Source organism: Azospirillum brasilense (genome assembly GCF_007827815.1).
Classification (GTDB): domain Bacteria; phylum Pseudomonadota; class Alphaproteobacteria; order Azospirillales; family Azospirillaceae; genus Azospirillum; species Azospirillum brasilense_C.
On sequence record NZ_VITH01000013.1, the window covers coordinates 156233 to 180351 of the forward strand.

Here is a 24119-nt window from a genome sequence, read left to right on the forward strand (position 1 = left end):
GTGGCACGTCACCGCGAACGAAGTCCCACCGGACGCTCCGCGAACGGAGTTCCGGTTCGACGACCTTCGGTGCACCCCGCCCGAACGTGTTCGCGTGTGACCACGACTGACGGCAGGTCTCCTGGCTCGCGGGTTATCGTCGGCCCATCGCCTTCCCAGGATCGCGATCCCAGTGGCATTCCGATGGACGACTCGCCGCTTACAGTTGCGGGGGCAGCCTCGGCGTTGGACCCTTGCACGGCGTTTCGCCGCGGGGTCCGCACCGTGTTCCCATTTTCAGCCCTTTCGGGCAACCGTCGGGTGCGAAGCTACGCGGGCGGAACGGCTCCGGTCAAGCCGCAATCCGCCCGTCCTCGCCCGACCGGTGTCAGAGCGTGGTTCTCGGCCCGACCGCGGACCCATCCGGCATGGGCGGCACCATTTCCTTGCAATTGCCGACGCAATAGGTTTGCGCCTCGATCCGGCCGCCGCAGGATTTGTAACAATCGTCGTAGTCGGCGGAGCAGGTGAGCTCGCTGTAGCAGCTGGGGCTCCGGTCGAAGTCGCTGAACGTCCTGATCTTCTTCTTGTCCGCATCCTTGGGCAGAGACCGGAGATAGGACTGATACTCGCCCTGGGCGCGGGTCGTCGCCTCGGCCCGGCAGGTCTGAACGGCCAACTCCTTTGCGGATTGGCAGATCGTCTGTGCCTGCTTGCACTGGGCGACACAGAGCTTTCCCGCCTCGCTGACCGGTGGAAAATAGCTTGCGACCGTCTCGAAACGCGGGCCGCAACCGGCCAATCCGGCCGCCAGCAGGCAGCCGAGCAAAATGGAGCGCCGCATCGTTGTGGGTGTCCTGCCGTGAATTACCGTCAATCGCTACAAACAACCCACCGGTGCGGAATCATCCATGGGCGATGTGGAATTCGCAAAGCCGGCATCCGGCGGGAAAACCGACAACCCATGGGCGATCAGGTGGATGGTGTCGTTGCTTGTGGCCATCGCACCGATCGCGGTCCGCAAACGCCGTTCCCCCCTCTTGTCGCCGGGAGGGGGCCTGACTACATGACGGGTGAGGTCCGGGCCCCTCTGGCAGCGTCGCCCGGCGCTGTGATGTCGGACTTCCCATAGAGCCGTCGCCTTGGCGCGGCCTTGCGGAAGCTGGCCCTGTTCTTCCCCCTGGGTCCCGCTCCCCCACAAGGTCCACCGCCGGACGACGGTCCCCGACGGGCCTTTGGGAGACATCGGCATGGACCGCAGCGAACCAACATCCTGACCAACCACCACGCCTCCACGGCAAACGATGGAGGCGGGTGTCCTGACGCGCCTCGGCCGAGCCGTTGCGCGCGCTTTTCCGTCGGCCGCAGACCTTGCGGCCGCGATTCCAGTCCGGGCCCCTCTGGCCGATGCGTCCCGCCGTGGCGCACCGGTGATGTCGGACTGCTCATGTGACGATCGACGTCTCCGCTTGCGGGAGCGGAGTGCATGAAGCAAGGGACAGTTCCATGGACCAGATTGTCTTAATGTGGGCCGGCTTCGCCGTCTTCGTTGGCGTGCTTTTGGCCTTTGATCTTGGTGTATTTTCCAAGAAATCCCATGTGATCTCCGGCCGCGAGGCGTTGATGCGCTGCGCGGCCTATTCCACGCTGGCGATGATTTTCGCGGCTGGCGTCTTTCATTTCCAAGGGTCGCAGAAGGGGCTGGAGTTCCTGACCGGCTACCTGATCGAATACAGCCTGAGCGTCGACAACATCTTCGTGATCGCGCTGATCTTCACCCATTTCGCGGTGCCGCCGCAGTACCAGCACCGGGTGCTGTTCTGGGGCATCCTGGGCGCGCTGGTGATGCGCGGCGTGCTGATCGTCGCGGGCACGGCGCTGATCCAGGAATTCCACTGGATCATCTACATCTTCGGCGCCTTCCTGATCTTCAGCGGCATCAAGATGCTGATGTCGGTGGACGACGAGCCGGACATGGAGAACAACCGGATCGTCAAGTTCATGCGCTCCCGCTTCCGCATGACCGACGGGTACGAGGGGCAGAAGTTCTTCGTGATGCGCGACGGCGTGCGGATGATGACGCCGCTGTTCCTCGTGCTGATCCTGATCGAGTTCACCGATCTGGTCTTCGCCGTGGACTCCATTCCGGCGGTCTTCTCGGTGACCACCGACCCGTTCATCGTCTGGACCTCCAACGTTTTCGCCATCCTCGGCCTGCGCGCCCTCTACTTCGCGCTGGCCTCGGTCATCCACCGCTTCCATTACCTGAAATACGGCCTGTCGCTGGTTCTGGTGGTGGTCGGCGCCAAGATGCTGATGATCGACATCTACAAGATGCCGACGGCGGTGGCGCTGGGCATCACGGCCTTCCTGGTCGGCGGCTCCATCGTCTTCTCAATGCTGAAGACCCGCGCCGATGCGGCGACGGATGGGGCGCCGGACGGTGCGGACGGCGAGGCCCGCCGCTGGTGGGTGCCCGGCAGCCCGGCGAAGGGGGCCGGTGGTTCCACGCCGGCCTCCTCCGGCGAGGCGGCCGCGGTGTCCTCGGACGGCAAGGGCCAGTGAGCGGCTTGCTCGGAAGCTGAGGGACAGGACGGCGCGTCCGATCCGGTGGATCGGGCGCGCCGCGCGGTGCCGGACAGGGGCATTCGCAAAAGTAGTAATACTCGTTTCGCGGAGACGATGATGTGGATGTGCGGGGCGGATCGCGCCCCGCTTGGCGGCAGACGCCAATCCTTTCCAACCCACGGAAGAGACATCCATGTTTATCAGCACGCAATTGACCGGCACCCAGTTGATCGGCACGCAGCGGACCTCCATCGCCCTGTCGGCTCTCCCCATCCCGTCGGGGCCCCTGTCCGGCCTGCTCCAGGCCGCCCGCGACGAGCTCGTCGGTCTGGCGGCTGGCCGCGGGGTCGCGCTTTCCGTCGTGTTCGACATGCCGGCGCTGGTGCGCGTCAACGAGGCCGCGGTGGCCGCGGGCTCCTGGGAGCCGATGCTTCCCGCGGCCCATCCGGCCTGCCGCTCCCTGACTCCGGCCAACGCCTTCTGGATCGGCGGGACGGCCGCCTCCGGCGACGTGGTCACCGCCCAGGCCGGGCTGCTCTACGATTGCAGCGCGCAATCCATCGGTGACCGCTTCAACGCCATGACGGTGTTCTACGACGACCCGGCCACCCAGGCGCCGGCCGGCGAATGGTGCACCTGCACCTCCGACACCGCCAACAGCACGCGCGGTCAGGTGGTGTGGACGAACGCGGGGTGGACGCGGCCCGACTTCCAGGGCCGCGGCCTGTTCCCGATTTGCCAGCGGGTGAACAAGCTGGCGGCGTGGCTGCTGTGGTCGCCGACCTGGTTCATCTCGGTCGTCGACCCGGACATCGTCCCGGTGTGGGCGGAGCGCAAGATGGGGCCGCGCCACATCGACCAGGAGCCGGCCATCACTTACAACCAGATCGGCCTGAAGACGCTGCCGATGCATCTCGTGCGCTTCAGCCGCGCGCAGTTCCTCGGCGATCTGGCGCAGATCGCCGCGGACCTCGCCCAGGCGGCGTAATCGGACGGCGTGATGGGGCGGTCGATCCGCGTCAGGAATCGATCAGCGCCAGCAGGGCCTGCCGGCGCTGGCCCAGCGACCAGCCGAAGAGGAGGTGCCGGTAATTGACCGGCGGGCGGGGAAGCCCGGTGATCACCAGATGGTTGTACACCGGCTCCCCGCCTTCCACCGCTTCCCGGTATTGCGCATCGATGGCCCGGGCGTAGGCGCTGTGCACGTCCTCGAGATGGGGCTTGCCGATGTTCTGGTCGGCCCAGCGGTCGCCGAAGACCCGGCGGGTCGGATTTCCGATGTAGCGGAAGCACAGCGGTCCGCCGTCCTGCGCCGTCAGGATGACGCAACGGGACAGCAGGCCCGTGCCTTTCAGGTCGTCGTGCAGCCCCGGCCCGAAGGTGGGATGCCGCTTCCACAGGGCGATCATCTCCAGATGCCAGTCCAGCGCCGTGCGCAGGGGCTGGCGGTGGATGTCGACGCGGGTTTCCGCCGGTTCGGGCGGCCGGTCGCCGCGGCGGCCGCGCAGGATCGTCACCAGTCCCCGGGCAAGCGGCTTGGCGATGCGATCCTTGAGAAACCCCGTCGACGGCGTCGTGATGGGCAAAGCGACCGTCACTTCCCGACCCCTTTCCTCGGTGCCAGAAACTCCGACGCCATAGCCTGATAGATCCGCCGCGCCGCGTCCAGGGCGACGCTCCCCGCCTTGGCTCCGGCGGCCAGCATGCGGTCGGTCGGCTTGGTCGGCAGGGCCTTCGGCATCGCGGCCTCGAAGGCGTCGGCCGCGTGGTCGAAGCGGGCGACGGCGTCCCGCAGCGCCAGGCACTCCACGGCCGCCACGGCCTCGTCCAGAAGCGGGGCCAGCCGCTCCGCGCCGGTCTCCCCGTCCACCATCGCGGCGCGGCACGCCCGCAGCGTGGCGAGAACCCCGTCCAGGCTTTGCGCGGGCGCCGCCGTCAGGACGTCCGACTCCGGACCGCGGTCCGCGGCCGGCCCGATGCCCGCGTGATCGGCGGCGGCCTGGAGCCGGTCGAGGAACAGGGCCACGCCCTCGCCGAGGGCCAGGGCCTTCGTGTCTTCGACGATCCCCTCCTGGCAGAGGGTGTGGGCAAGGCGCGCCTCGCGGGCCGTGGTCAGGGGCAACTGCCGGATCATCAGGCTCGACAACTCGCGCAGGCCGCCGTTCAGCAGGTCGAAGGCGTGGGGGCCGCTCGGCGGGTTGGCGACCATGTCGGACATGTGTTCCGCGGCCCGGGTGAACAGCGTGTCGCGCCGATCGAAGGCCATGTTCAGATCGAAGGCGGCCTCAGGCGCACCGCCGCCGTTCCGTTGTCCAGAGCGCATCCTGCATGCCTTTCCGTGTTCCTGAAGACCCAGGTTTCTGAAGACGGGGGCCCGCCAGTTCTGGTCTGTCCGCCGGACGTCACGCCTCAACGGATGGGCGTGCCAGTATTCCACAATGCGGAGTTGTCAACAACCGGTGCGATCGTTCGATTGGGGCGGGTTTCGCTCTGGATTGCGCATCAGGGCTGCGGCTGGGCGTCCCAGCGCAGGCGCGTCGGCCAGTTCCGCGTGTCGCGCAGCATGTCGACGAAGGCCCTGACCTTCAGCGGGCGGAAGCGGGTGGCCGGATACACGGCGTGAATGCCGCCGGACGGCAGGCTCCAGTCCGGCAGAAGCGGAACCAGCCGGCCCGCCGCGATCTCCTCCGCCACCAGGAATTCGGGCAGGACGGCGAAGCCGCCGCCGGCCTGCACCGCGGCGAGCGCCGCCGGCGTGGCGTTGACGCTCAGGATCGGCTGGACCCGCAAGGTCCGCTCCTCCGCGCCGCGCCGGAAGGTCCACAGGCCGGGGTCCTTGAGCGACAGGTTGGCGATGAACGGCCAGGACGGGAGGTCGTCGGGGACCGCGACCGGGCGCTGCTCCGCAACGGCGGGATGGGCGACGGCGATCTGCCGGAAGGTGCCGAGGCGGCGGGCCAGCGCGCTGGAATCGTCGAGCCAGCCGACGCGGATGGCCAGATCGAACCGCTGCCCGATCAGGTCGAGCTTCGCGTCGGTGATCACCAGATCGACGCGGCATTTCGGATGGCGGCGGGTGAAGGCGGCGGCCACCGGCGCCAGGATGAAGGAACCGAAGTCGTTCGGCGCGGTGACGCGCAGGGTCCCGAGCGGTTCCTGAGCCGCGTCGGACAGTTCGGCGAAGGCCTCGTCGGCTTCCCGCAGGATCGCCAGACAGCGGGCGTGCAAGCCCTGGCCGGCCTCGGTCAGCTGCACGCTGCGGGTGGTCCGCGTCAGCAGGCTCACGCCGACGTCCGCTTCGAGACGGGCCACCTGCTGGCTCACCACGGTCTTGCTCACGCCCAGCCGTTCGGCGGCGCGGGTGAAGGACCCCGTGTCCACGACGGCGGCGAAGTAGGCCAGCCGGTTCAGGTTGATGGGTTCGGCCATGCGCGGGCCCCGGCTCCGATTGTCAGCAAAAAGCGCACAGTTCTTATCGTCTGTCGCTGTTTTCCGATCAATAGGGGTTTTGTACAACAGAGGCCGACGCTGATTCCGGAGGGTTGCGATGGTCGAGGTCCGCTATCTGTTCGATCCGCTCTGCGGCTGGTGCTACGGCGCCGCGCCGATGCTCGATCGGCTGCGCGCCGATCCCGGCATCGACCTGACCCTGATGCCGACCGGCCTGTTCGCCGGCGACGGCGCACGGGCCATGGACCCCGGCTTCGCCGCCTACGCCTGGGCCAACGACCAGCGGATCGCCGCGCTGACCGGCCTTCCCTTCACCGAGGCCTACCGAGCCCGCGTGCTGACCGGCGCCGCGCGGTTCGACTCCGGTCCGTCCACGCTGGCGCTGACCGCCGTGCGGCTGACCGAGCCGCGGCGCGAGATCGACGCGCTCAAGGCCATCCAGCGTGCCCGCTATGTCGATGGCGTCGACACCTCCGTCATCGAGGCGGTGGGCGCCGTCCTGGTTGCCGAAGGGCTGCGGGAAGCGGCCGCCCTGCTCGCCGGGCAGGACGCCGCGTTGGCCGAGGCCTGCCGCGCGCGGATCGCGGCGGCCGCCGTCGAGATGCAGCGATTCGGGCTGCGCGGCGTGCCCGCGCTGCTGGCCGGGGGTGGGCAGACATGGCGCCCCATCCGGTCGGACGCCCTGTTCGGCACCCCGGCGAACCTCTTCGAAGCCATCGAGCCGGGGCGGGCCCGGCGCGGTGTCTAAGCGCTGCGGCATGACCAAGCCTTCCGCCGTTGCCAGACCATGCCGCCGGGCGGTGCTTGCCGGAGCGCTGGCGCTGTCCGTCGGCGACTCGCCGTCCGGCACGGCGCAGGCGCGAACCGGATCGACGGACACGACCCCCATGACCATCCGCAACATCGTGCTGGTTCACGGCGCCTTTACCGACGGCAATGTCTGGAGCGGCGTGATCGTCCGACTTCAGGCCAAGGGCTTCACCGTCACCGCGGTCCAGCTTCCGCTGACGTCGCTCGCCGACGACGTGGCCGCCACGCGGCGCGCGCTCGACCGCCAGGACGGTCCGGTCGTCCTGGTCGGGCACAGCTGGGGCGGGGCGGTGATCGGCGGGGCGGGGGCCGCGGAAAAGGTCCATGGTCTCGTCTACATCGCCGCGCTGGCCCCCGACGCCGGCGAGTCGGTCGCCGACCTGCAGAGGCACGGACCGGAGTCCCCCGGCATACGGGGCGCCAGGCCGGACGCGGATGGCCTGCTCTGGTTCGACCCGGCGGGCTACGGGCCGGGCTTGGCGGGGGATGTCGCTCCGGAACGCGTCGGGGTGCTGGCGGCGACGCAGCGGCCGATCGCCATGGCGTCCTTCACCGAGACGTGCAAGGCCGCGGCTTGGCGGGACACGCCGTCCTGGTATCTGCTGACGTCCGATGATCGGGCGCTGGCGCCGGACCTGCAGCGCTTCATGGCGACCCGCATGGGGGCCCGGGTGGGGGCCCGGCTCGTCGAGGTCGCCTCAAGCCACATGGTGCCGATCGCGCATCCCGACGCCGTGGTTTCGCTGATCGAGGCCGCCGCCTCGACCTGACGGGTCACCACGCCATCCACTCTCTTCCGTTTCCCGCAGCGCCTTCGCCCGCGGCGTGCCGATGGCCGCCGCCCGGGGGCCTGCTTGCCCGTTCATCACCGCACAGGGGTTTTGCCATGAAGATTCTCCAGATCAATTCCAGCGCCCGCAGCACCGGGGCGGCCTCGACCCGCATCGCCGACAGCCTCGCCGCCCGCCTGGCCGGGCGGTACCCCGGCGCGACGCTGGATGTCCTGGACTTGGCCAGGGAGCCGGTCGCCGCGCTCGACGACGTCGCCGTGGCCGCCCGGATGGCGGCGCCGGACGTGCGCACCCCCGAGCAGGCCGCGCGTGCCGCCCAGGACGATGCGCTGATTCGGCAGTTTCTGGCCGCCGACGTCATCGTGATCGGTGCCCCGATGTACAACTTCAACATTTCCGCGCATCTGAAGAACTGGATTGACGCCATTGTCAGGCCCGGCGTCACGTTCCGCTACACCGAGGTTGGTCCGGTCGGGCTGGTCAGCGGCAAGACGGTCCACATCGCGTTGACGCGCGGCGGTGTCTACCGCGGCACGCCGGCGGACATTCCGGTCCAGTACCTGACGCAGGTGTTCGCCTTCATCGGCATCACCGACGTCCGGTTCGTCTACGCCGAGGGCATGTCGCGCGGGCCGGACATGGTGGACAAGGCCTTTCGCGACGCGGACGCGCAAATCGCTCAACTCGTGGCCTGACGGCGGGGACGTACCATGCTGACCAGACGGACCTTCATGACGGCCACCCTGGCGCTCGGCGCGGCCACGTTCGCCGCCCGCAGCGGCTCCGCGGCCGCGGCCGGCGACACCGCGCTGAATTGGAAACATTTTCCGGCGGGGCCGAACGGCTTCTTCCGGGCGCCCCTGCTCCTCACCGGCCCGTCGGAGGCGCTGCTGATCGACGGCGGCTTCACCTATGCGGACGGGCGGGCCATGGTCGAGGCCGTCCGGGCGAGCGGAAAGCGGCTGACCGCCATCTACATCAGCCAGTCCGACCCCGACTATTACTTCAGCCTGAAGCCGCTGCGCGAGGCTTTCCCCGACAGCAAGGTGATCGCCGCCTCGGCGACCGTCGCGGCGATCAAGGGCAACGTCGCCAAGAAGCTGGAGGTCTGGGGGCCGCGGCTGAAGGAGAACGGGCCGCAGGCGCTGGCCGACATCGTCCTGCCGGATGTGTTCGACGGCCCGACGCTGACAGTGGATGGCCGGAACGTCGAGATCGTCACCGCCGACGGGCTGGCCAACCGCCGCTACCTGTGGGTGCCGTCGTTGAGCGCGGCGGTTGGCGGGGTGCTGGTGTTCTCCGGCGTTCATGTCTGGACCGCCGACACGCCGACGGTGGAAAGCCGCGCGGCCTGGATCGCCAACCTCGACCGGATGGCGGCGCGGCAGCCGGCGATCGTGGTTCCCGGCCATATGGCGCCGGACGCCGCCACCGACGCCTCCGGCATCGCCTTCACCAAGCGGTATCTGCTCGCCTTCGAGGAGGAAGTGCCCAAGGCCGCCGATTCCGCGGCGCTGAAGGCGGCCATGGAGGCGCGCTTCCCCGGCCTCGGCATGGGCGTGGCGCTCGACATCGGGGCCAAGGTCGCCAAGGGCGAGATGAGTTGGGGGTGACGGGTCCGAGGCGGCGGCCGCGACGGCCGGCCGCCTCGGCCGCCATCTCAGCCCACGGCGTTGAAGTCGTCCAGCAGGGCGGCGATGCGCCCGCTGTCGCTCTGGTCCATGATGACCCGGGCGCGGCGGGTGGCCTCCTGGAGGTCGAGCTTGCGGATGCGCCGCTTCACCAGGGGGATGGCCGGCGGCACCATTGACAGGTCGCGCACGCCCAGACCCAGCAGCAGCGCCGTGTAGCGCGAATCGCCGGCGATCTCGCCGCAGATCGACACCGGGATGCGGGCGCGCAGCGCCGCCTCGATGGTGAACTGGATCAGGCGCAGCACCGCCGGGTGCAGCGGGTCGTAGAGCGAGGCGACCTGCTCGTCGCCGCGGTCGATGGCCAGCGTGTACTGGGTCAGGTCGTTGGTGCCGATGGAGAAGAAGTCGGCGGCGTAGGCCAGCGCGTCGGCGGACAGGGCCGCGCCCGGCACCTCCACCATCACGCCCACCGGCGGCAGCGGGTCGGCGATGGGAACGCCGCGGCGGCGCAGGCGGCGGGCCACCTGGCCCATCATCTCGCGCACGCGCTGCACCTCGGCGACCGAGCAGATCATCGGCAGCAGGATGCGCAGCGGCCCGTGGACGCCGGCCCGCAGCATGGCGGCGAGCTGCGTCTCCAGCAGCTTCGGCTCGCGCAGGCCCAGCCGGACGGCGCGCAGGCCGAGCGCCGGGTTCGCCGGCTCGCCGTAGCGCCCGGCCATCCAACCGGCCAGCTTCTCGCCGCCGACATCCATCGTGCGGGCGGTGACGGTGCGCCCGCCCATGCCCTCGATGATGGAGCGCAGGACGGTGTATTGCTCGTCCTCGTCCGGCAGCTGGTCGCGGTTCATGAACAGGAACTCGGTGCGCAGCAGCCCGATGCCCTGCGCCCCGTTCTCCAGCGCGTGGTCGAGGTCGCGCGGCAGCTCCAGATTGGCCTGGAGGGTCACCGCGGTGTTGTCGCGGGTGATGGCGGGCAGCTTGCGCAGGCCCTTCAGCTGCTCGCGCTCGCGCTCGCGCTCGGCGCGGCGCTGCCGGTAGTCCTCCAGCACCTCGGGGGCGGGGTCGATGATGACGCGCCCCTGCACCCCGTCCACGATGACCGTGATCCCGTTCTTCAGCCCGGCCAGCAGCCCGCCGACGCCGAGCACCGCCGGAATCCCCAGCGAGCGCGCCATGATCGCCGTGTGCCCCTCGGCGCCGCCGAGCACGGTGGCGAAGCCGGCGACGCGGCGCGGGTCGAGCAGGGCGGTGTCCGCCGGGGTCAGCTCCTCGGCCAGGATCACCGCGCCGGGGTTGAGCATCGAGAAGGCCTGATACTCGTGGCGCATCAGGTTGCGGATCAGCCGCCGCCCGACCTCGCGCACGTCGGCGATCCGCCCGGCGAGGTAGCTGTCCTCCATGCCCGCGAAGGTCTGGGCGATGGTGGCGATCTCCGCCTGGACCGCGGCCTCGGCGTTGACCAGCTCCTGCTGGATGCGGCGCTCGACGCCGCGCGTCAGGCGGGAGTTGGTGACCATCGCCAGATGGGCGTCGAGAAGGAAGCCGATCTCCTCCGACGCCGAGCCGGGCAGCGTCAGCGCTTTGGCCTTCAGCTTGCGGATCTGGCGGCGTGCCTTGCCGCAGGCGTCGGCGAAGCGCGCGGCCTCGGCCTCCACCTGATCGGCGGCGAGCGTGTATTCGGGAACGCGGACGGCGCCGCTCTCCACCACGTGGGCCGGGCCGATGGCAATGCCGGGCGAAACGCCCAGCCCGCGCAACGACCGTCCCTGGCCGGCGGCCGGAACGTCAGTCTTCATCGAACTTGCGGGTGATCAGATCCACGAGCGCCGCCATGGCCTCCTCGGCCTCGCGGCCATAGGCGTACAGCTCCACCGAGGTGCCGGGGCCGGCGGCCAGCATCATCAGGCCCATGATGGACTCGCCCGACACCTGCGTCTCGCCGCGCCGCACCTCGATCTCGCAGTCGAAGGTGGCGACCAGCTTCACGAACTTCGCCGCCGCGCGGGCGTGCAGGCCGCGCTGGTTGCTGATCGTGACGGTCTGGCAGATCTCGGGATTCCTCTCCGGGGTCGGCCCGTCGCCGTCGGGGGCGCCTTGCGCGGGCGCCTTCTCGTCTGGAGAACTCATCGGGTCACCCGTCCGACAGCAGCGAGGAAGCGACGTTGATGTATTTCTGACCGGCCTCCCGCGCGGCGGTCACGGCGTGGGTCAGCGTCTCCTGGCGGCGCACGCTGGCCAGCTTGATCAGCATCGGCAGGTTCACGCCGGCGATCACCTCGACCTTCGCCTTGTCCATGATGGAGATGGCGAGGTTGGACGGGGTCCCGCCGAACATGTCGGTCAGCACGACGACGCCGGACCCGTCGTCCACGTCGGCCACGGAGTTCAAGATGTCCTGACGGCGCTGCTCCATGTCGTCGTCTGGGCCGATGCACACGGCCCGCACCTGCTGCTGCTCACCCACCACATGCTCCAGCGCGGCGATGAACTCTTCCGCGAGGCGCCCGTGGGTTACCAGAACCATACCGATCATGGGACATCCTTCAATTCTGGAGCCTCCCCCGAAGCCACATTCTTATGGCGGTACTTATGAACGATCCCTTATCCGGATCGCTCCAACTCCCCCCGGGCCCCAACCTTCGGCTGTCAGCCGGCCCGCGGGGCCTGCCGTTCCAACTCCCGGTGGCTGATCCCGACCTTCAACCCCAGCCCGTCCAGCCACGCCGCCAGCCGTTCGGCGACGAACACCGAGCGGTGCTTGCCGCCGGTGCAGCCGACCGCGATGGTCAGGTAGCTCTTGCCCTCCTGGTTGTAGCGCGGCAGGAGCGGCTGCAACAGGTCCGTCAGATGACGGAAGAATTCGGCGAAATCCGGGTCTCCCTCCACCCGCGCCGCCACACGGGGGTCCAGGCCGGTCAGCGGTCGCAGATCCGGATCATAATGGGGATTCGTCAGGAAGCGTACGTCGAACACGAGGTCCGCCTCGCGAGGCAACCCCATCCGGAACGAGAAGGAGGTGACGAAGACCTGCAGCGCCGCCTGGGTCCCGATCTGGAAGTTGCCGGCCAGGATGCGGCGCAGGTCGTGGATGGACAGCTGCGTGGTGTCGATGGTCACGTCGGCCTGCTGCTTCAGCGGCAGCAGCATGGTGCGTTCGAGCTGGATGCCGTCGGGCACCGGGCGGTCGATGGCCAGCGGGTGGCGGCGGCGCGTCTCGGTGAAGCGGCGCTGCAGCGTCTCGTCCCCGCAGTCGAGGAAGACCAGCCGCACGTCCAGCTCCTCATGGGCCTTCAGCGCCTCGACCTCCTCCAGCATGGCGTGGGCGGAGAAGTCGCGGGTGCGGCTGTCGATGACCAGGGCCAGCGGGCGCCGGCGCGGGTCGGCCTGTTCCAGCAGCGCCGGGACCAGCGAGAGGCGCAGGTTGTCCACCGCCTCGTAGCCGAGGTCCTCCAGCGCCTTCAGCGCGACGGACATGCCGGCGCCGGACATGCCGGTGACGAGCACGAGCTGCCCGCCCTGTCCCCCGGGCCGCTCCATCGGCTGGTCCTGAAAGGAATGGCGATCGGTCATGGCAGGTTGGGCACCTTTCCCAGCGAGCCGGCCCGCGCGGCGGCGGCGGCCAGTGTCAGCTTGGCCGGCGCCGAGGCGTCGAAGGGGCAGAGGGCGAGGCGCGGCACGGTCCGGTCGAGCAGGGCGGTGGTCTCTTCGTGGGGCAGGCGCTCCACGGCGCCGCGCGGCACCAGATCGACGACCAGAGCGATCTCCGCCTCCGCGGCGGTGGGCATCGGCAGGATACCGACCCCCCGCACCTCCAGCAGTCCGGCCAGCGCCGCCGGCGCCGTCGCCATCACCCTGCCATCGTCCACGCGCAGCTCCACCCGGTCGTCGGCCACCAACAGCCCCCCTGCGTCGATCATCCGTAGGGCGAGATCGGATTTGCCGCTGCCCGACGGACCCCGCAGCAGCACGCCGACGGGCGTTCCGCCCCGGTTGCCGCCGTTTCCATGGCCGTCCCTCCATGGGCCGACCAGGACGCAGGTGCCGTGAATCGTTGCCATGATCCCGCGAAGGTGAGGCGTGCCGCCGGTTCTGTCAATGGGATGCCGAAAATGCATCCTTTTCCCGCCCGATCCGCCTCCAATGCGCTGGCGCAACCGCCATGGCCCGCCGGCCGGCGCCCGGTTCCCCGTTTCAGCCCGGCCGGTCGCAGCCCGAGATCAGGCCCAGGCGGGGGCTGCCGGTGCGGCGGATGTCCAGCAGCTCGCTGGCCAGCGCGTCGCGGCGCCGGATCATCTCGTCCAGGTCGTTCAGCTCGGCGGCCTCCTGGCAGGCGGTGCGGAAATCCTTCTCGCGGGCCAGCCGGGTCAGAAGATGGCTGTAGCTGTCGGCGATGGTCGCCAGATGCCTCTGGGCGCCCTGGAGCGCCTGCGCGAGCTGCGTCCGCTCGTTGGCCGACGCCCGCATCATCCGGGCCAGTTCGCCCTGTTGGACGCTGGCGTCGTTGATCAGGCGGGCCAGCCGGTACCGGCGGAAATCGATCACCCGGGCCGACGCCGCGGCGGGCTCGCCGATCGGGCGGGGGGCGATCGGCTTGAGGTCGGGCTTAGCGTCCGACGTGGCGTCCGACGTGGCGTCTTGCATGGCCCCTCTTCCGGTTGGTGACGTCCGGTTGTCGAAAGGCCAGCCGTCGCAGGCGCGGGAATGACCGGAATTGAGCATCCGCCGCACCCACGACTTTGTCCATACGTCTTTTCTCAAATTGCAACTATGCCGCATCCACCATGTGGAAATCTCTCCCGCGCCTCCGTCAGGGGCGCGGCAGACGCACGGTGAAGACGGCGCCGATCGTCTCCCCGCCGGGCCCCAGCCGGTTGGCCGCCCGGATGGTGCCGCCGTGGGCCTCGACGATCTGCTTGGAGATCGACAGGCCGAGCCCCGAATGGGTGCCGAACTTCTCGCCGGCCGGCCGCTCGGTGTAGAAGCGCTCGAAGATCGCCTCCTCCTTGCCCTCCGGAATGCCGGGGCCGTCGTCGCTGACCGTCACCTCCACCGCGCCGTCCGGGGTGCGCCGCGACGCCAGCCGGACCTGCCCGCCGGGCGGCGAGAAGGACAGGGCGTTGGCGATCAGGTTCTGGAAGACCTGGGTCAACCGCCCCTCCAGTCCCTTCACGGTCAGGGACCCGCCGGGCGGCGGCTCGATGACGACGCCCGGCGCGGCCTCCACCCCATCCTCGTCTTCCTCGTCCTCCGCGGTGGTGTGGTGGATGTCGGCGAGCGTGCGCAGCATCGCGCCGATGTCCACCGGTTCCAGCGCGGCGCGCGACAGCTCGGCGTCCAGGCGCGAGGCGTTGGAGATGTCGCTGATCAGCCGATCCAGCCGCTGCACGTCGTCGGCGATGATCGCCATCAGCTTGTCGCGGCGGGCCGGGTCCTGGATGCGGCTGACCGTCTCGACCGCGCTGCGCAGCGAGGTCAGCGGGTTCTTGATCTCGTGGGCGACGTCGGCGGCGAAGCGCTCGATGGCGTCCATGCGCGCCCACAGCGCCGCCGTCATGTCGCGCAGCACGCCGGACAGCTCCCCGATCTCGTCGCCGCGGCGGGTGAAGTCGGGAATCTCGGTGTGGCGGCCATGGCCGGTGCGCAGCCGGTCGGCGGCCTGGGCCAGCTTGCGGATCGGCCGGGCGATGGTGCCGGCCAGATAGAGCGACAGCAGGACCGTGACCAGAAGCGCCACCGCGAAGACGCGCAGGATGTCGGTGCGCACCGACCGGATCGCCTCGTCGATCACCGTGCCGCTGCGCGACAGCAGCACCGCCCCCAGCACCTCCTTGTAGCGTTGGACCGGGACGGCGACCGTCAGCAGCAGGTTGGAGCGGGCGACGGGCGAGGCCAGCCGCCACACGGTCGCGCTGTTCTCACCGGCCAGCGCGCGCTCCACGTTGGGCGGCGGGGCCGCCGATTCGGCGGCGTGGCCCGGCGGCTCGCGGTAGAGCGGCAGGTTCTCCCGGCTCGGCACCACGTCGATGAAGCGGGCGTAGAACTCGTTGACCGCGCGCGACGCCGGGTCGCCGGAGGGCGGCAGCGGCAGCTCCTGGATCTCGATCTTGCCGGGCGAGCCGGTCAGCACGCGGCTGTCCGAGAGAAGGCGCCCGTCCGGGCCGTAGAGCCGGGTGTGAGTCTCCGTCGCCAGGGCCAGCCGGCGGATCATCTGGCGCCCCAACTCCGGCGACAGCTCGTAGCTCTCCTGGCCCGCCTCCGGCTCGTCGGCGGCGCGCTGCACGGCGCCCTCGCCAAGCGCCGAGGCGAAGATGCGCGCCTCCGTCTCCAGCGCGTCCAGCTCCGCCTGGACCAGCCGGTCCTGGTAGCGGCCGAGATAGAGCAGGGCGCCGACCAGCAGCAGCAGCGCCAGCACGTTGACGGCGAGAATCCGCAGGGTCAGCGGCGACGGCACGCCGCGCACCCGGCGCCGGGACGCGGCGCGCGGGGCGGCGCCGGGCTTGACGGGCGGGGAGGGGGCGTGGTCCGGCGCGCGGACCTCACTCCCTGTATCGGTAACCGACGCCATAGAGCGTTTCGATCTGCGCAAAGTCGGAATCAATGGCCTTGAACTTCTTGCGGAGCCGCTTGATGTGGCTGTCGATGGTGCGGTCGTCGACATAGACGTTCTCGCCGTAGGCGGCGTCCATGAGCTGGTCGCGGCTCTTCACATGGCCGGGGCGCTGGGCCAGCGCCTTCACCAGAAGGAACTCGGTCACCGTCAGGTCGATCGGCTGGCCCTTCCAGGTGCAGGAATGGCGGGCGCCGTCCATGACCAGCGGGCCGCGGGTCAGCAGCACGCCGGGTTCCGGCGCGCTCTTGTCGCGGGTCGCCGCCTCGCGCCGCAGCAGGGTGCGGATGCGCTCGACGAGCAGGCGCTGCGAGAAGGGCTTCTTGATGTAGTCGTCCGCGCCCATGCGCAGACCCATCAGCTCGTCGACCTCGTCGTCCTTGCTGGTCAGGAAGATGACCGGCAGATGGCTCGTCTGGCGCAGGCGCTGCAGCAGCTCCATCCCGTCCATGCGCGGCATCTTGATGTCGAGCACGGCGAGGTCGGGCGGGCGCTGGGTCAGGCCGCGCAGCGCCTCGGCGCCGTCGGTGTAGGTGCGCACCTCGAAGCCCTCCGCTTCCAGCGCCATGGCAACGGAGGTCAGGATGTTCCGGTCGTCATCCACCAACGCTACGGTGTGAGACATGTCGTTCGCGTTCCCAATCACACGCCCCGTTTTCGGCGACGGCCTGTGCCGGCGGCCAACTGAAGCGGATGGCCGGGCCGTTGATGTCGCTTACTACGGAAGAATGGTTTCGTCTTATTTCGAAATGCGGGCTTTCCGAATGCTCCACGACGACCTATAGGCGGCGCAAAGGCATGAAAAGCCAACTTTTCGCTTTTCCCAACCTATTTGTCTGGGCCAATATGGCACCAATGCGGCGCCGGGGAAACGGTGCTGCGCGGGAGAACGCATTCGTTTCAGGGCATGAGTTCCGACGAGTCCCCCATCCGTCCGACCCCGTCGGGGCCGGGCGCCGCGGCGTCATCGGACGTTGGCGGCCGAACGGGAGGTGCCGCAAGGCGCCTGATGCGTGGTGCCGGGCTCGCGGCGCTGTCCACCGCGTTCCGCGCGGATGACGCCCAGCAGGACGGCCGGTCCGCAGACCGGGGCGACTGGCCCTATCCCTCGCTGGTCCAGGTGGCCTTCGACCTCGACGGCACGCCCCTTCTCCTGCTCTCCACGCTCGCCGACCACACGAAGAACATCGCGCGTGATCCGCGCGTCGGCTTGCTGTTCGACGGAACGGCGGGGCTGGCGGAGCCGCTGTCCGGGCCGCGCCTGTCCGTGCTCGGGCGGGCCGAGCGTTCGGAGGAGCCGCGCCACCGCGCGCGCTTCCTGGCACGCCATCCCGGGGCGGCGCTCTACGCCGGTTTCACCGATTTCAGCGTCTACGCCGTGGCGGTGGAGCGTGCCCATCTGGTGGCCGGCTTCGGCCGGGTGCGGTGGCTCGACCGCGCCGACCTGCTGCTGCCCGGCGTCCCCGCGGCGCTGGCCGAGGCCGAGGGCGCCATCCTGGCCCACATGAACGCCGACCACGCCGACGCCTTGCGGCTCTACGTCACGGTTCTGGCCGGGCGTTCCGCCGAGGGCGCCGAGCCCTGGGCGATGACCGGCATCGACCCCGACGGCTGCGACCTGCGCCGCAGCGGCGAAATGGCGCGGGTTGATTTCGATCACAGCGTGGAAAACCCCGAAGACGCTAGGGTCACTCTCGCCGGGCTCGCCCGGCAGGCCCGCCAGAATGCGCCCGGCAGCGCACCCGGCGTGGCGGATGACCCGGTGGATTCGGACGATCGTGACGGCTAACCACGACGCCGCGGCAAGCGGCGCGCAAAAAAGAGCGCAACCAGGAGAAAACGTCAGTGGACCATAACGGACCGACCCGTTGCCGTTTTGGGTTTGTGGCCCTGGGGCCACCCCTCTCTTGCCAATCAGGACATCGGGCGCGCCCGGGGGGCGCGTCGGGATGACCGCCGTCCGGCCTGCAGGCCGGGCTGCGGTGGTTTGAGCCGGCGGAACGACACCGCCACCGAACAAGGACGGCTTCGATAAGGGCCGAAAAGGCCAGCCGTCCAGACCTCCGGGCGCCGGCCCCCGATACCAGGGGCGGCGAACCCGGAGACGAGTTGAGAGGCAAAGGATGACCGGAACAACGCGCACGCGGAACAAGAAGCTCCTGGCCTGGGTCGAGGAGATCGCGAACAAGTGCAAGCCCGAGCGGGTGCACTGGTGTGACGGATCGCAGGAGGAATACGACCGCCTGTGCGCCGAGATGGTGGAATCGGGCACCTTCATCAAGCTGAACGAGGCCAAGCGCCCGAACTCCTACCTCTGCCGTTCCGATCCGGGCGACGTCGCCCGCGTCGAGGACCGGACCTTCATCTGCTCCGAGCGCAAGGAGGATGCCGGCCCGACCAACAACTGGGTCGCCCCGGCGGAGATGAGGGCGAAGCTGGACGGCCTGTTCGAGGGCTGCATGCGGGGCCGCACCATGTATGTGGTGCCCTTCAGCATGGGACCGCTGGGCTCCGACATCGCGCACATCGGCGTGCAGATCTCCGACAGCCCGTACGTCGCGGTGAACATGCGCATGATGACCCGCATGGGCCAGAAGGTGCTGGACATCCTGGGCGACGGCGACTTCGTGCGTTGCCTGCACTCCATCGGCGCGCCGCTGGAGCCCGGCCAGCCGGACGTGGCGTGGCCGTGCAACGCCGATCACAAGTACATCGTCCATTTCCCGGCCGATCACTCGATCGTCTCCTTCGGTTCGGGCTACGGCGGCAACGCCCTGCTCGGCAAGAAGTGCTTCGCGCTGCGCATCGCCTCCTCGATGGGCCGCGAGCAGGGCTGGCTGGCCGAGCACATGCTGATCCTCGGCGTGGAGAGCCCGGAGGGCGAGAAGACCTACGTCGCCGCCGCCTTCCCGTCGGCCTGCGGCAAGACCAACTTCGCCATGCTGGTGCCGCCGGCCCAGTTCGAGGGCTGGAAGGTCCGCACCATCGGTGACGACATCGCCTGGGTGAAGCCGCAGCCGGACGGCACCCTGCGCGCCATCAACCCGGAGGCCGGCTTCTTCGGCGTGGCGCCGGGCACCAGCATCAAGTCGAACCCGAACGCCCTGAAGACGCTGAACTCCAACGTCATCTTCACCAACGTCGCGCTGACCGACGACGGCGACGTGTGGTGGGAGGGCCTGACCGACGAGACGCCGGCCCACCTGATCGACTGGCAGGGCAACGACTGGACCCCGGCGTCGGGCCGCCCCGCGGCGCACCCGAACTCACGCTTCACCGCTCCGGCGGCGCAGTGCCCGTCGATCGATCCGGCCTGGGAGGACCCGGCGGGCGTTCCGATCTCCGCCTTCATCTTCGGGGGCCGCCTGTCCAAGACCTTCCCGCTGGTCTTCGAGGCCTACAACTGGCGCGAGGGCGTCTACTGGGCGGCGACCATGGGCTCGGAGGCGACCGCCGCCGCCGTCGGCCAGGCCGCCATCCGCCGCGACCCCTTCGCCATGCTGCCCTTCTGCGGCTACAACATGGCCGACTACTGGAACCATTGGCTGGCGATGGAAGGCAAGGTGGAGAACCTGCCGCGCATCTACCGCGTCAACTGGTTCCGCAAGGACGAGAACGGCAAGTTCGTCTGGCCGGGCTTCGGCGACAATATGCGCGTCCTGCGCTGGATCGTCGACCGCGTCCGCGGCCGTGCGGTCGATGCGGCGGAGAGCCCGTTCGGCTACATGCCGCGCTACCAGGACCTGAACTGGGCCGGTCTCGATTTCGCCGAGGACAAGTTCCGGAAGATCATGGACATCGACCGGAAGGAGGCCGAGGCCGAGGCCAAGGACCAGGAGGAACTGTTCAACCGCTTCGGCAGCCATCTGCCGGACGAGATCGAGCAGCAGCGCGTGGCGCTCCTCAAGCGTCTGGAGGAGGCTCCGGACACTTGGCGGATCGGCTGAGCGGGCCTTCGCCCAATTGTCGGAGCGCGTAAAGAGGGGCCGCCCGCGGGCGGCCCCTTTTCTTTTGCGTAGGGCGCCGCAGCGGGCCGCTTTTCGGGTACTCCTTTCGTGACACGACCCTTTGTCACGGCTAGGATCGCGTCCGACGCCGGGGGATTTACAAAAACTCAAGGGATTGCTGCGTCACTGGGCCGGCAGAACGCAAGCACGCCCGCCTGGCCGACGCTCCGCGACGCGGACCGGCCAAGGCACGGAAAATGACGCTGGAGGACGGAAGACATGTTCGTGATGATCGGCTTCGGCGTCGTGGTGTTCAGCGTCTTCGGGGGCTACGTCCTGGGCGGCGGTCACCTGGGCGTGCTGTGGATGCCCTTCGAGTTCATGATCATCCTCGGCTCCGCCGCCGGCGCGTTCCTGATCGGCAACCCAAAAGCGGTGGTCACCCACACCGGCAAGGAACTCGGCCACCTTTTCAAAGGGCCAAAATACAAGAAGGATGACTTCCTCGAACTTCTCACCATGATGTATCAGGTCTTCAAGATCGCGAAGACCAAAGGGCTGCTCGCCCTTGAACAACACATCGAGAAACCAGAGGACTCACCACTCTTCCAGCAGTTCCCGAAATTCTACGGCGACCACCACGCCATATCCTTCCTCTGCACCTATCTGCGTCTGATGTCGTTGGGGGCCGACAACCCGCACGAGCTGGTCGACCTGATGGACGAGGACATCGAGACCATGCACCACGAGCACCAGCGGATCGCCGACGCCATCCAGGCGGTGGCCGACGCCGTGCCGGCGCTGGGCATCGTGGCGGCGGTGCTGGGCGTGATTCACACCATGGGATCGATCACCGAGCCGCCGGAAGTCCTGGGCAAGCTGATCGGCGGCGCGCTGGTCGGCACCTTCACCGGCATTCTCGTCGCCTACGGCTTCCTGGCGCCGATCGCCAGCGGCCTGAAGAACATCTACCACGCCGAAGGGAAATACTATCAGGCGATGAAGATCGGCCTGATCGCGCACCTGTCCGGCTACGCCCCGGCCATTTCGGTGGAATACTCGCGAAACGTGCTGGAGCCCGAATACCGGCCGAGCTTCGCCCAGTTGGAAGAGGCCACCTCGGCCCTGCCGCCCGCCTGAGGCCGGACCCGCCGATGCCGACCTCCACCGAAGACGCCGTCACCATCCTGTGGAACGAGGGAACGGTGGGGGAGTGGGGCGCGCTCTTCGCCCGCGTTCCCCGCTCCACCCTGCCGCAATGCTTCGCCTACGCCGGGGCCATGGGGCGCACCCACGGCTTCGTGCCGCGGCTCGGCCTGATCCGGCGCGACGGCGCGCCCATCGGGATCGTGCAGCTTCTGGAGCGGCGGACGCTGCGCCTGTTCCATCAGCGCCAGATCCATCGTGGCCCGCTGTGGCTCGACGGGGTGGAGCCCGACATGGCGACCCAGGAGGCGGTCTTCCGTCTGCTGCGCCGGGCCTGCCCCGACAACCCGCTGAACCGCGCCAGCCTGCTTCCCGAACTGGCCGCCGGCCCGGAGGCCGAGGCGATGCTGCAACGCTGCGGTTTCCGCCGCTTCGGCCCCGGCTACCGCACGGTCTGGCTCGACCTGTCGCGCGGCGAGGACGAGTTGCGGGCGGCGATGGCCCGCGACTGGCGCCAGCGGCTGAAGGGGGCGGAGAAGGCCGGTCTGGTCATCGACCTCGACTGGGAGGCCAAGAACCTTCCCTGGCTGATGAAGCAGGAGCATGAGCAGGCCCAGAGCAAGCAGTTCCGTCCGATGACCGGCGCGCTGGCTGTGCGCATCCGCAACGGGCTGCTGAAGGGCGGAGGGAAGGGCGACGGGGTGCTGATGGCCGCCGCGCTGGAGGACCGGTCCGGCAAGGCCGGCCCGGCGGCGAGCGCGCTCTTCTACATCCATGGCGGCTCGGCCACCTACCAGATCGGCTGGTCCAGCGAGTCGGGGCGCAAGAGCGGCGCGATGCGGCTGGTGCTGTGGCGGGCGGCTCTGGCGCTGAAGGCGCGCGGCGTGGGCTGGCTCGACCTCGGCGGCATCAATCCGGACAGCGCGCCGGGCGTCACGGAGTTCAAGCTGGGGACCGGCGGCCACGCTGTGGAGAGCGCCGGCCTGTTTCGTTAGTGAGCGGACCGTTGAAAGACGGCGCCGACTGTCTCATCCTGGTTGCGAGCAGAAGGAGCAGGCCATGGCCGACAACGACATGAAACCGGAAGAGGCGCAACTGGCCATCGCCAAGGCGGCCCAGATGAAGCCGCAGGTTCAGGCCATGCGCGACCGGCTGCGCAAGATGGCGGATGACGAGGAAAGGGGCGTCCAGATCCTCGCCAGCGCCATCCGCCGCTTTCTTCACCAGGAGTAGGAAGGCGACGCCTCAGCAGGTCGTCGCCTTGGTGCAGCCCTTGTCCTCGTGCGGGCCCGGCGTGCGGGCGAGCTGGAGGCCGCTGCGCGCCTGCTCGAAGGTCTTCTCCAGCGACCGCACCGTCTGTTCGAAGGCCTGCAACTCGCGGCCCTCCAGCTTGTCGCCGGTCGGCAGGTCGATGCTCTTCGGGTTGATCTGCTGGCCGCCCTTCAGCACCTCGTAATGCAGGTGCGGCCCGGTGGACCGGCCGGTGGTACCGACATAACCGATGACGTCGCCCTGGTCGACGCGGGCGCCGCGGCGCGTGCTCTTGGCGATCCGGCTCAGATGGGCGTAGGCCGTGGCAATCTGGGTGTTGTGGCGGATGCGGATGTAGTTTCCGTAGGCGCCGTTCGGTCCGACCTCCTCGACCACGCCGCCGCCCGCGGCGTAGATCGGTGTGCCGGTCGGTGCACCGAAATCCATGCCCTTGTGCATCTTGCTGAAGCCGAGGATCGGGTGGTGGCGCATGCCGAAGCCCGAGGTGATCCGCGCGCCGTCGATCGGCGTGCGCAGCAGGGCGCGGCGGATGCTCTCGCCGTCGCGGTTGTAGTAGTCGATGCGGCCGTCCCGGCTCTTGTGCCGGTAGATCGGGTACTCCTTGCCGCTCAGCACCAGCGCTGCGTAGAGAACGTCGCCTTCGCCGGCGTTCTTGCCGTCGGCGGTGACCAGCCGCTCATACAGAACCTCGAACTGGTCGCCCGGCTGGAGGTCGCGCTGGAAGTCCACGTCATAGGAATAGTCGCGGATCAGCGCCATCATCACCGACACCGGCACGCCGGCGGCGTTGCCCGCTTCGAACAGGCTCGACCGGATCACCGTCTGCGCGGCGACCGGCTGGCGGGTGACCGCCTTCTCCGATTCGCTCGACGTGAAGGCGGTGTCGCCCTTGCGGGAGACGGAGACGGAACGCACCACGTCCGGAAGGAATTCCAGCCCGACGAATCGCTTGGTCCCACCACGGCGCGGCTCGAACAGGACGGTGACCTGCTGGCCGACCTGCAGCTTGCGTGGATCATAAACCTTGCGCAGGGCCGCGATGGCGTTGGTCGCCTCGTCCGCCGGGACGTCGGCCCCGGTCAGCATGTCCATCAGCGTATCGCCGCGTCCGACGGACAGGATGTGACGGTGCGCGGACGAGGACCGCTCGTCGTCGTCACTGGCTTCTTTTGCAGGTTCCTTGGCGACCCGCTCCGGCGGGGCCGTGCGCCCGCCCGCCGCATAGGCGGGCGGTGCGACCGTGTAGGAGAGGAGCCCTGCCAGACCAGCGGCAACCAGGGCGAGCGTGGGAAGGCCACCGAGCCTCGAACGCACCGTCATCCTCCTATTTGCTTCCTCACACGTTTCGGACCGTCGTGGCGGCGGGCTGTTCGGCCGCCCAAGGAGCTACCACTTTCTATAGGCGACCATGCGCACCCTTTTTGTCACTGTCAACCCGATAGGGGTATCTGCGTCAATTGGTTGTGCGTGCCAGGACCGTCTCTTTCCCCGGCCCTGCGCACCGTCATGGCGGGACGCTCGATCCGGGGAGGGACGGACATACACCGATTCCAGCTTGGTCTACGGTGATAAGTCGCTCCGTGAAGAATTTTTCATGGAAATGCAAAAAGGGCTTGCGCCGTTCGATGGGGTGCGCTTATAAACCGCTCCGCCGACGCAGCGCCGCTGACAAACGCGGCAGCGACGGATCAAAAAACGGATGACGATCCACAAAACGGCGCCAAGCACTCGGCGCTGTTTGCTTCGTCTCCGGATTTCTGGTTCATCGGTTTCGGCCCTGGCGGCCCACTCCTTGAAGGGGTTGGGCGCGGGGTGTTGCGGTTCTCCTGAGGGCCGCGGGATCTTGGATATCGTTGATACCGTGTTGTGAGAAGGGATGCGCAGGCGGCGGTTTTGACCGTTGGCCGCGGAC

The 24119-nt window shown here is 69.0% G+C and carries 23 protein-coding genes, 1 pseudogene and 1 riboswitch; of the genes and pseudogenes, 11 read left to right on the forward strand and 13 right to left on the reverse strand.

Features of this window, described 5'->3' with window-relative positions:
• Positions 1 to 94: 94 nt before the first annotated feature.
• A riboswitch (cobalamin riboswitch) is annotated at positions 95 to 313 on the reverse strand.
• A gap of 54 nt (positions 314 to 367) precedes the next feature.
• Complete coding sequence (locus FBZ83_RS24165; RefSeq protein ID WP_145689257.1) at positions 368 to 823, reverse strand: hypothetical protein; 456 nt, start codon at positions 821 to 823, stop codon at positions 368 to 370.
• A gap of 680 nt (positions 824 to 1503) precedes the next feature.
• On the opposite strand from FBZ83_RS24165, the gene FBZ83_RS24170 reads away from it, so the two are divergent.
• Both FBZ83_RS24170 and FBZ83_RS24175 read left to right on the forward strand, forming a co-directional pair.
• A complete protein-coding gene (locus tag FBZ83_RS24170; protein ID WP_348982518.1) occupies positions 1504 to 2544 on the forward strand; it encodes a TerC family protein in 1041 nt (346 codons plus the stop codon).
• A 196-nt stretch (positions 2545 to 2740) separates the two neighbouring features.
• Entirely contained in the window at positions 2741 to 3535 is a 795-nt protein-coding gene (locus tag FBZ83_RS24175; protein WP_145689259.1) for a hypothetical protein, read from the forward strand.
• A gap of 31 nt (positions 3536 to 3566) precedes the next feature.
• Here FBZ83_RS24175 and FBZ83_RS24180 read toward each other — a convergent pair whose 3' ends face one another.
• The 3 genes from FBZ83_RS24180 to FBZ83_RS24190 all read right to left on the reverse strand — a co-directional run bounded on the left by FBZ83_RS24180 (position 3567) and on the right by FBZ83_RS24190 (position 5976).
• On the reverse strand, positions 3567 to 4145 hold the full coding sequence (locus tag FBZ83_RS24180; RefSeq protein ID WP_186466178.1) for a hypothetical protein: 579 nt from the start codon (positions 4143 to 4145) through the stop codon (positions 3567 to 3569).
• Complete coding sequence (locus FBZ83_RS24185) at positions 4142 to 4870, reverse strand: hypothetical protein (protein WP_145689260.1); 729 nt, start codon at positions 4868 to 4870, stop codon at positions 4142 to 4144. Before FBZ83_RS24185 ends, FBZ83_RS24180 begins: the two co-directional genes overlap by 4 nt.
• 179 nt (positions 4871 to 5049) lie before the next feature.
• A complete protein-coding gene (locus FBZ83_RS24190) occupies positions 5050 to 5976 on the reverse strand; it encodes a LysR family transcriptional regulator (protein WP_145689261.1) in 927 nt (308 codons plus the stop codon).
• 118 nt (positions 5977 to 6094) lie between these two features.
• On the opposite strand from FBZ83_RS24190, the gene FBZ83_RS24195 reads away from it, so the two are divergent.
• The 4 genes from FBZ83_RS24195 (at position 6095) to FBZ83_RS24210 (ending at position 9211) form a co-directional block, all read left to right on the forward strand.
• Positions 6095 to 6745 (forward strand): DsbA family protein, encoded by a 651-nt coding sequence (locus FBZ83_RS24195; RefSeq protein WP_145689262.1) that lies wholly within the window; start codon positions 6095 to 6097, stop codon positions 6743 to 6745.
• Positions 6746 to 6755: 10 nt separating this feature from the next.
• On the forward strand, positions 6756 to 7577 hold the full coding sequence (locus tag FBZ83_RS24200) for an alpha/beta fold hydrolase (RefSeq protein WP_145689263.1): 822 nt from the start codon (positions 6756 to 6758) through the stop codon (positions 7575 to 7577).
• 116 nt (positions 7578 to 7693) lie between these two features.
• A complete protein-coding gene (locus FBZ83_RS24205) occupies positions 7694 to 8293 on the forward strand; it encodes an FMN-dependent NADH-azoreductase (protein ID WP_145689264.1) in 600 nt (199 codons plus the stop codon).
• 15 nt (positions 8294 to 8308) lie between these two features.
• Positions 8309 to 9211 (forward strand): MBL fold metallo-hydrolase, encoded by a 903-nt coding sequence (locus FBZ83_RS24210; protein ID WP_186466179.1) that lies wholly within the window; start codon positions 8309 to 8311, stop codon positions 9209 to 9211.
• Positions 9212 to 9258: 47 nt separating this feature from the next.
• Here the strand turns inward: FBZ83_RS24210 and ptsP are convergent, their stop codons facing one another.
• The 8 genes from ptsP to FBZ83_RS24250 form a co-directional block, all read right to left on the reverse strand.
• On the reverse strand, positions 9259 to 11031 hold the full coding sequence (gene ptsP / locus FBZ83_RS24215; protein ID WP_145689265.1) for a phosphoenolpyruvate--protein phosphotransferase: 1773 nt from the start codon (positions 11029 to 11031) through the stop codon (positions 9259 to 9261).
• Complete coding sequence (locus FBZ83_RS24220; RefSeq protein ID WP_145689266.1) at positions 11021 to 11362, reverse strand: HPr family phosphocarrier protein; 342 nt, start codon at positions 11360 to 11362, stop codon at positions 11021 to 11023. Before FBZ83_RS24220 ends, ptsP begins: the two co-directional genes overlap by 11 nt.
• A 4-nt stretch (positions 11363 to 11366) precedes the next feature.
• The gene (locus FBZ83_RS24225; RefSeq protein ID WP_014199776.1) at positions 11367 to 11768 is read right to left on the reverse strand and encodes a PTS sugar transporter subunit IIA; all 402 of its coding nucleotides are present in this window, start codon (positions 11766 to 11768) and stop codon (positions 11367 to 11369) included.
• A gap of 113 nt (positions 11769 to 11881) precedes the next feature.
• The gene (gene rapZ, locus FBZ83_RS24230; protein ID WP_145689267.1) at positions 11882 to 12805 is read right to left on the reverse strand and encodes an RNase adapter RapZ; all 924 of its coding nucleotides are present in this window, start codon (positions 12803 to 12805) and stop codon (positions 11882 to 11884) included.
• The gene (locus FBZ83_RS24235; protein ID WP_145689268.1) at positions 12802 to 13293 is read right to left on the reverse strand and encodes an HPr kinase/phosphorylase; all 492 of its coding nucleotides are present in this window, start codon (positions 13291 to 13293) and stop codon (positions 12802 to 12804) included. The genes rapZ and FBZ83_RS24235 overlap by 4 nt, the downstream gene beginning before the upstream one ends.
• A gap of 133 nt (positions 13294 to 13426) precedes the next feature.
• A complete protein-coding gene (locus FBZ83_RS24240) occupies positions 13427 to 13876 on the reverse strand; it encodes a hypothetical protein (protein WP_145689270.1) in 450 nt (149 codons plus the stop codon).
• Positions 13877 to 14042: 166 nt separating this feature from the next.
• Positions 14043 to 15800: a stimulus-sensing domain-containing protein gene (locus FBZ83_RS24245; protein ID WP_145689271.1), complete on the reverse strand. Its 1758-nt coding sequence runs from the start codon at positions 15798 to 15800 to the stop codon at positions 14043 to 14045.
• Entirely contained in the window at positions 15772 to 16467 is a 696-nt protein-coding gene (locus tag FBZ83_RS24250; RefSeq protein WP_145689272.1) for a response regulator transcription factor, read from the reverse strand. Before FBZ83_RS24250 ends, FBZ83_RS24245 begins: the two co-directional genes overlap by 29 nt.
• A 384-nt stretch (positions 16468 to 16851) precedes the next feature.
• Here FBZ83_RS24250 and FBZ83_RS24260 point away from each other — a divergent pair, with 384 nt between their 5' ends.
• The 5 genes and pseudogenes from FBZ83_RS24260 to FBZ83_RS31545 all read left to right on the forward strand — a co-directional run bounded on the left by FBZ83_RS24260 (position 16852) and on the right by FBZ83_RS31545 (position 22168).
• Positions 16852 to 17631: a HugZ family protein gene (locus FBZ83_RS24260; RefSeq protein ID WP_145689273.1), complete on the forward strand. Its 780-nt coding sequence runs from the start codon at positions 16852 to 16854 to the stop codon at positions 17629 to 17631.
• Positions 17632 to 17956: 325 nt separating this feature from the next.
• Positions 17957 to 19789 (forward strand): annotated as a pseudogene (locus FBZ83_RS24265) (phosphoenolpyruvate carboxykinase (GTP)); the annotation flags it as partial.
• A 279-nt stretch (positions 19790 to 20068) separates the two neighbouring features.
• On the forward strand, positions 20069 to 20929 hold the full coding sequence (motA, locus tag FBZ83_RS24270; RefSeq protein WP_035682389.1) for a flagellar motor stator protein MotA: 861 nt from the start codon (positions 20069 to 20071) through the stop codon (positions 20927 to 20929).
• Positions 20930 to 20943: 14 nt separating this feature from the next.
• Positions 20944 to 21930 (forward strand): GNAT family N-acetyltransferase, encoded by a 987-nt coding sequence (locus FBZ83_RS24275; RefSeq protein ID WP_145689275.1) that lies wholly within the window; start codon positions 20944 to 20946, stop codon positions 21928 to 21930.
• A 64-nt stretch (positions 21931 to 21994) separates the two neighbouring features.
• A complete protein-coding gene (locus FBZ83_RS31545; RefSeq protein ID WP_186466180.1) occupies positions 21995 to 22168 on the forward strand; it encodes a hypothetical protein in 174 nt (57 codons plus the stop codon).
• Positions 22169 to 22180: 12 nt separating this feature from the next.
• On the opposite strand, the gene FBZ83_RS24280 is transcribed toward FBZ83_RS31545, so the two are convergent.
• A complete protein-coding gene (locus FBZ83_RS24280; protein WP_145689276.1) occupies positions 22181 to 23521 on the reverse strand; it encodes a peptidoglycan DD-metalloendopeptidase family protein in 1341 nt (446 codons plus the stop codon).
• Between the last annotated feature and the right edge of the window lie 598 nt (positions 23522 to 24119).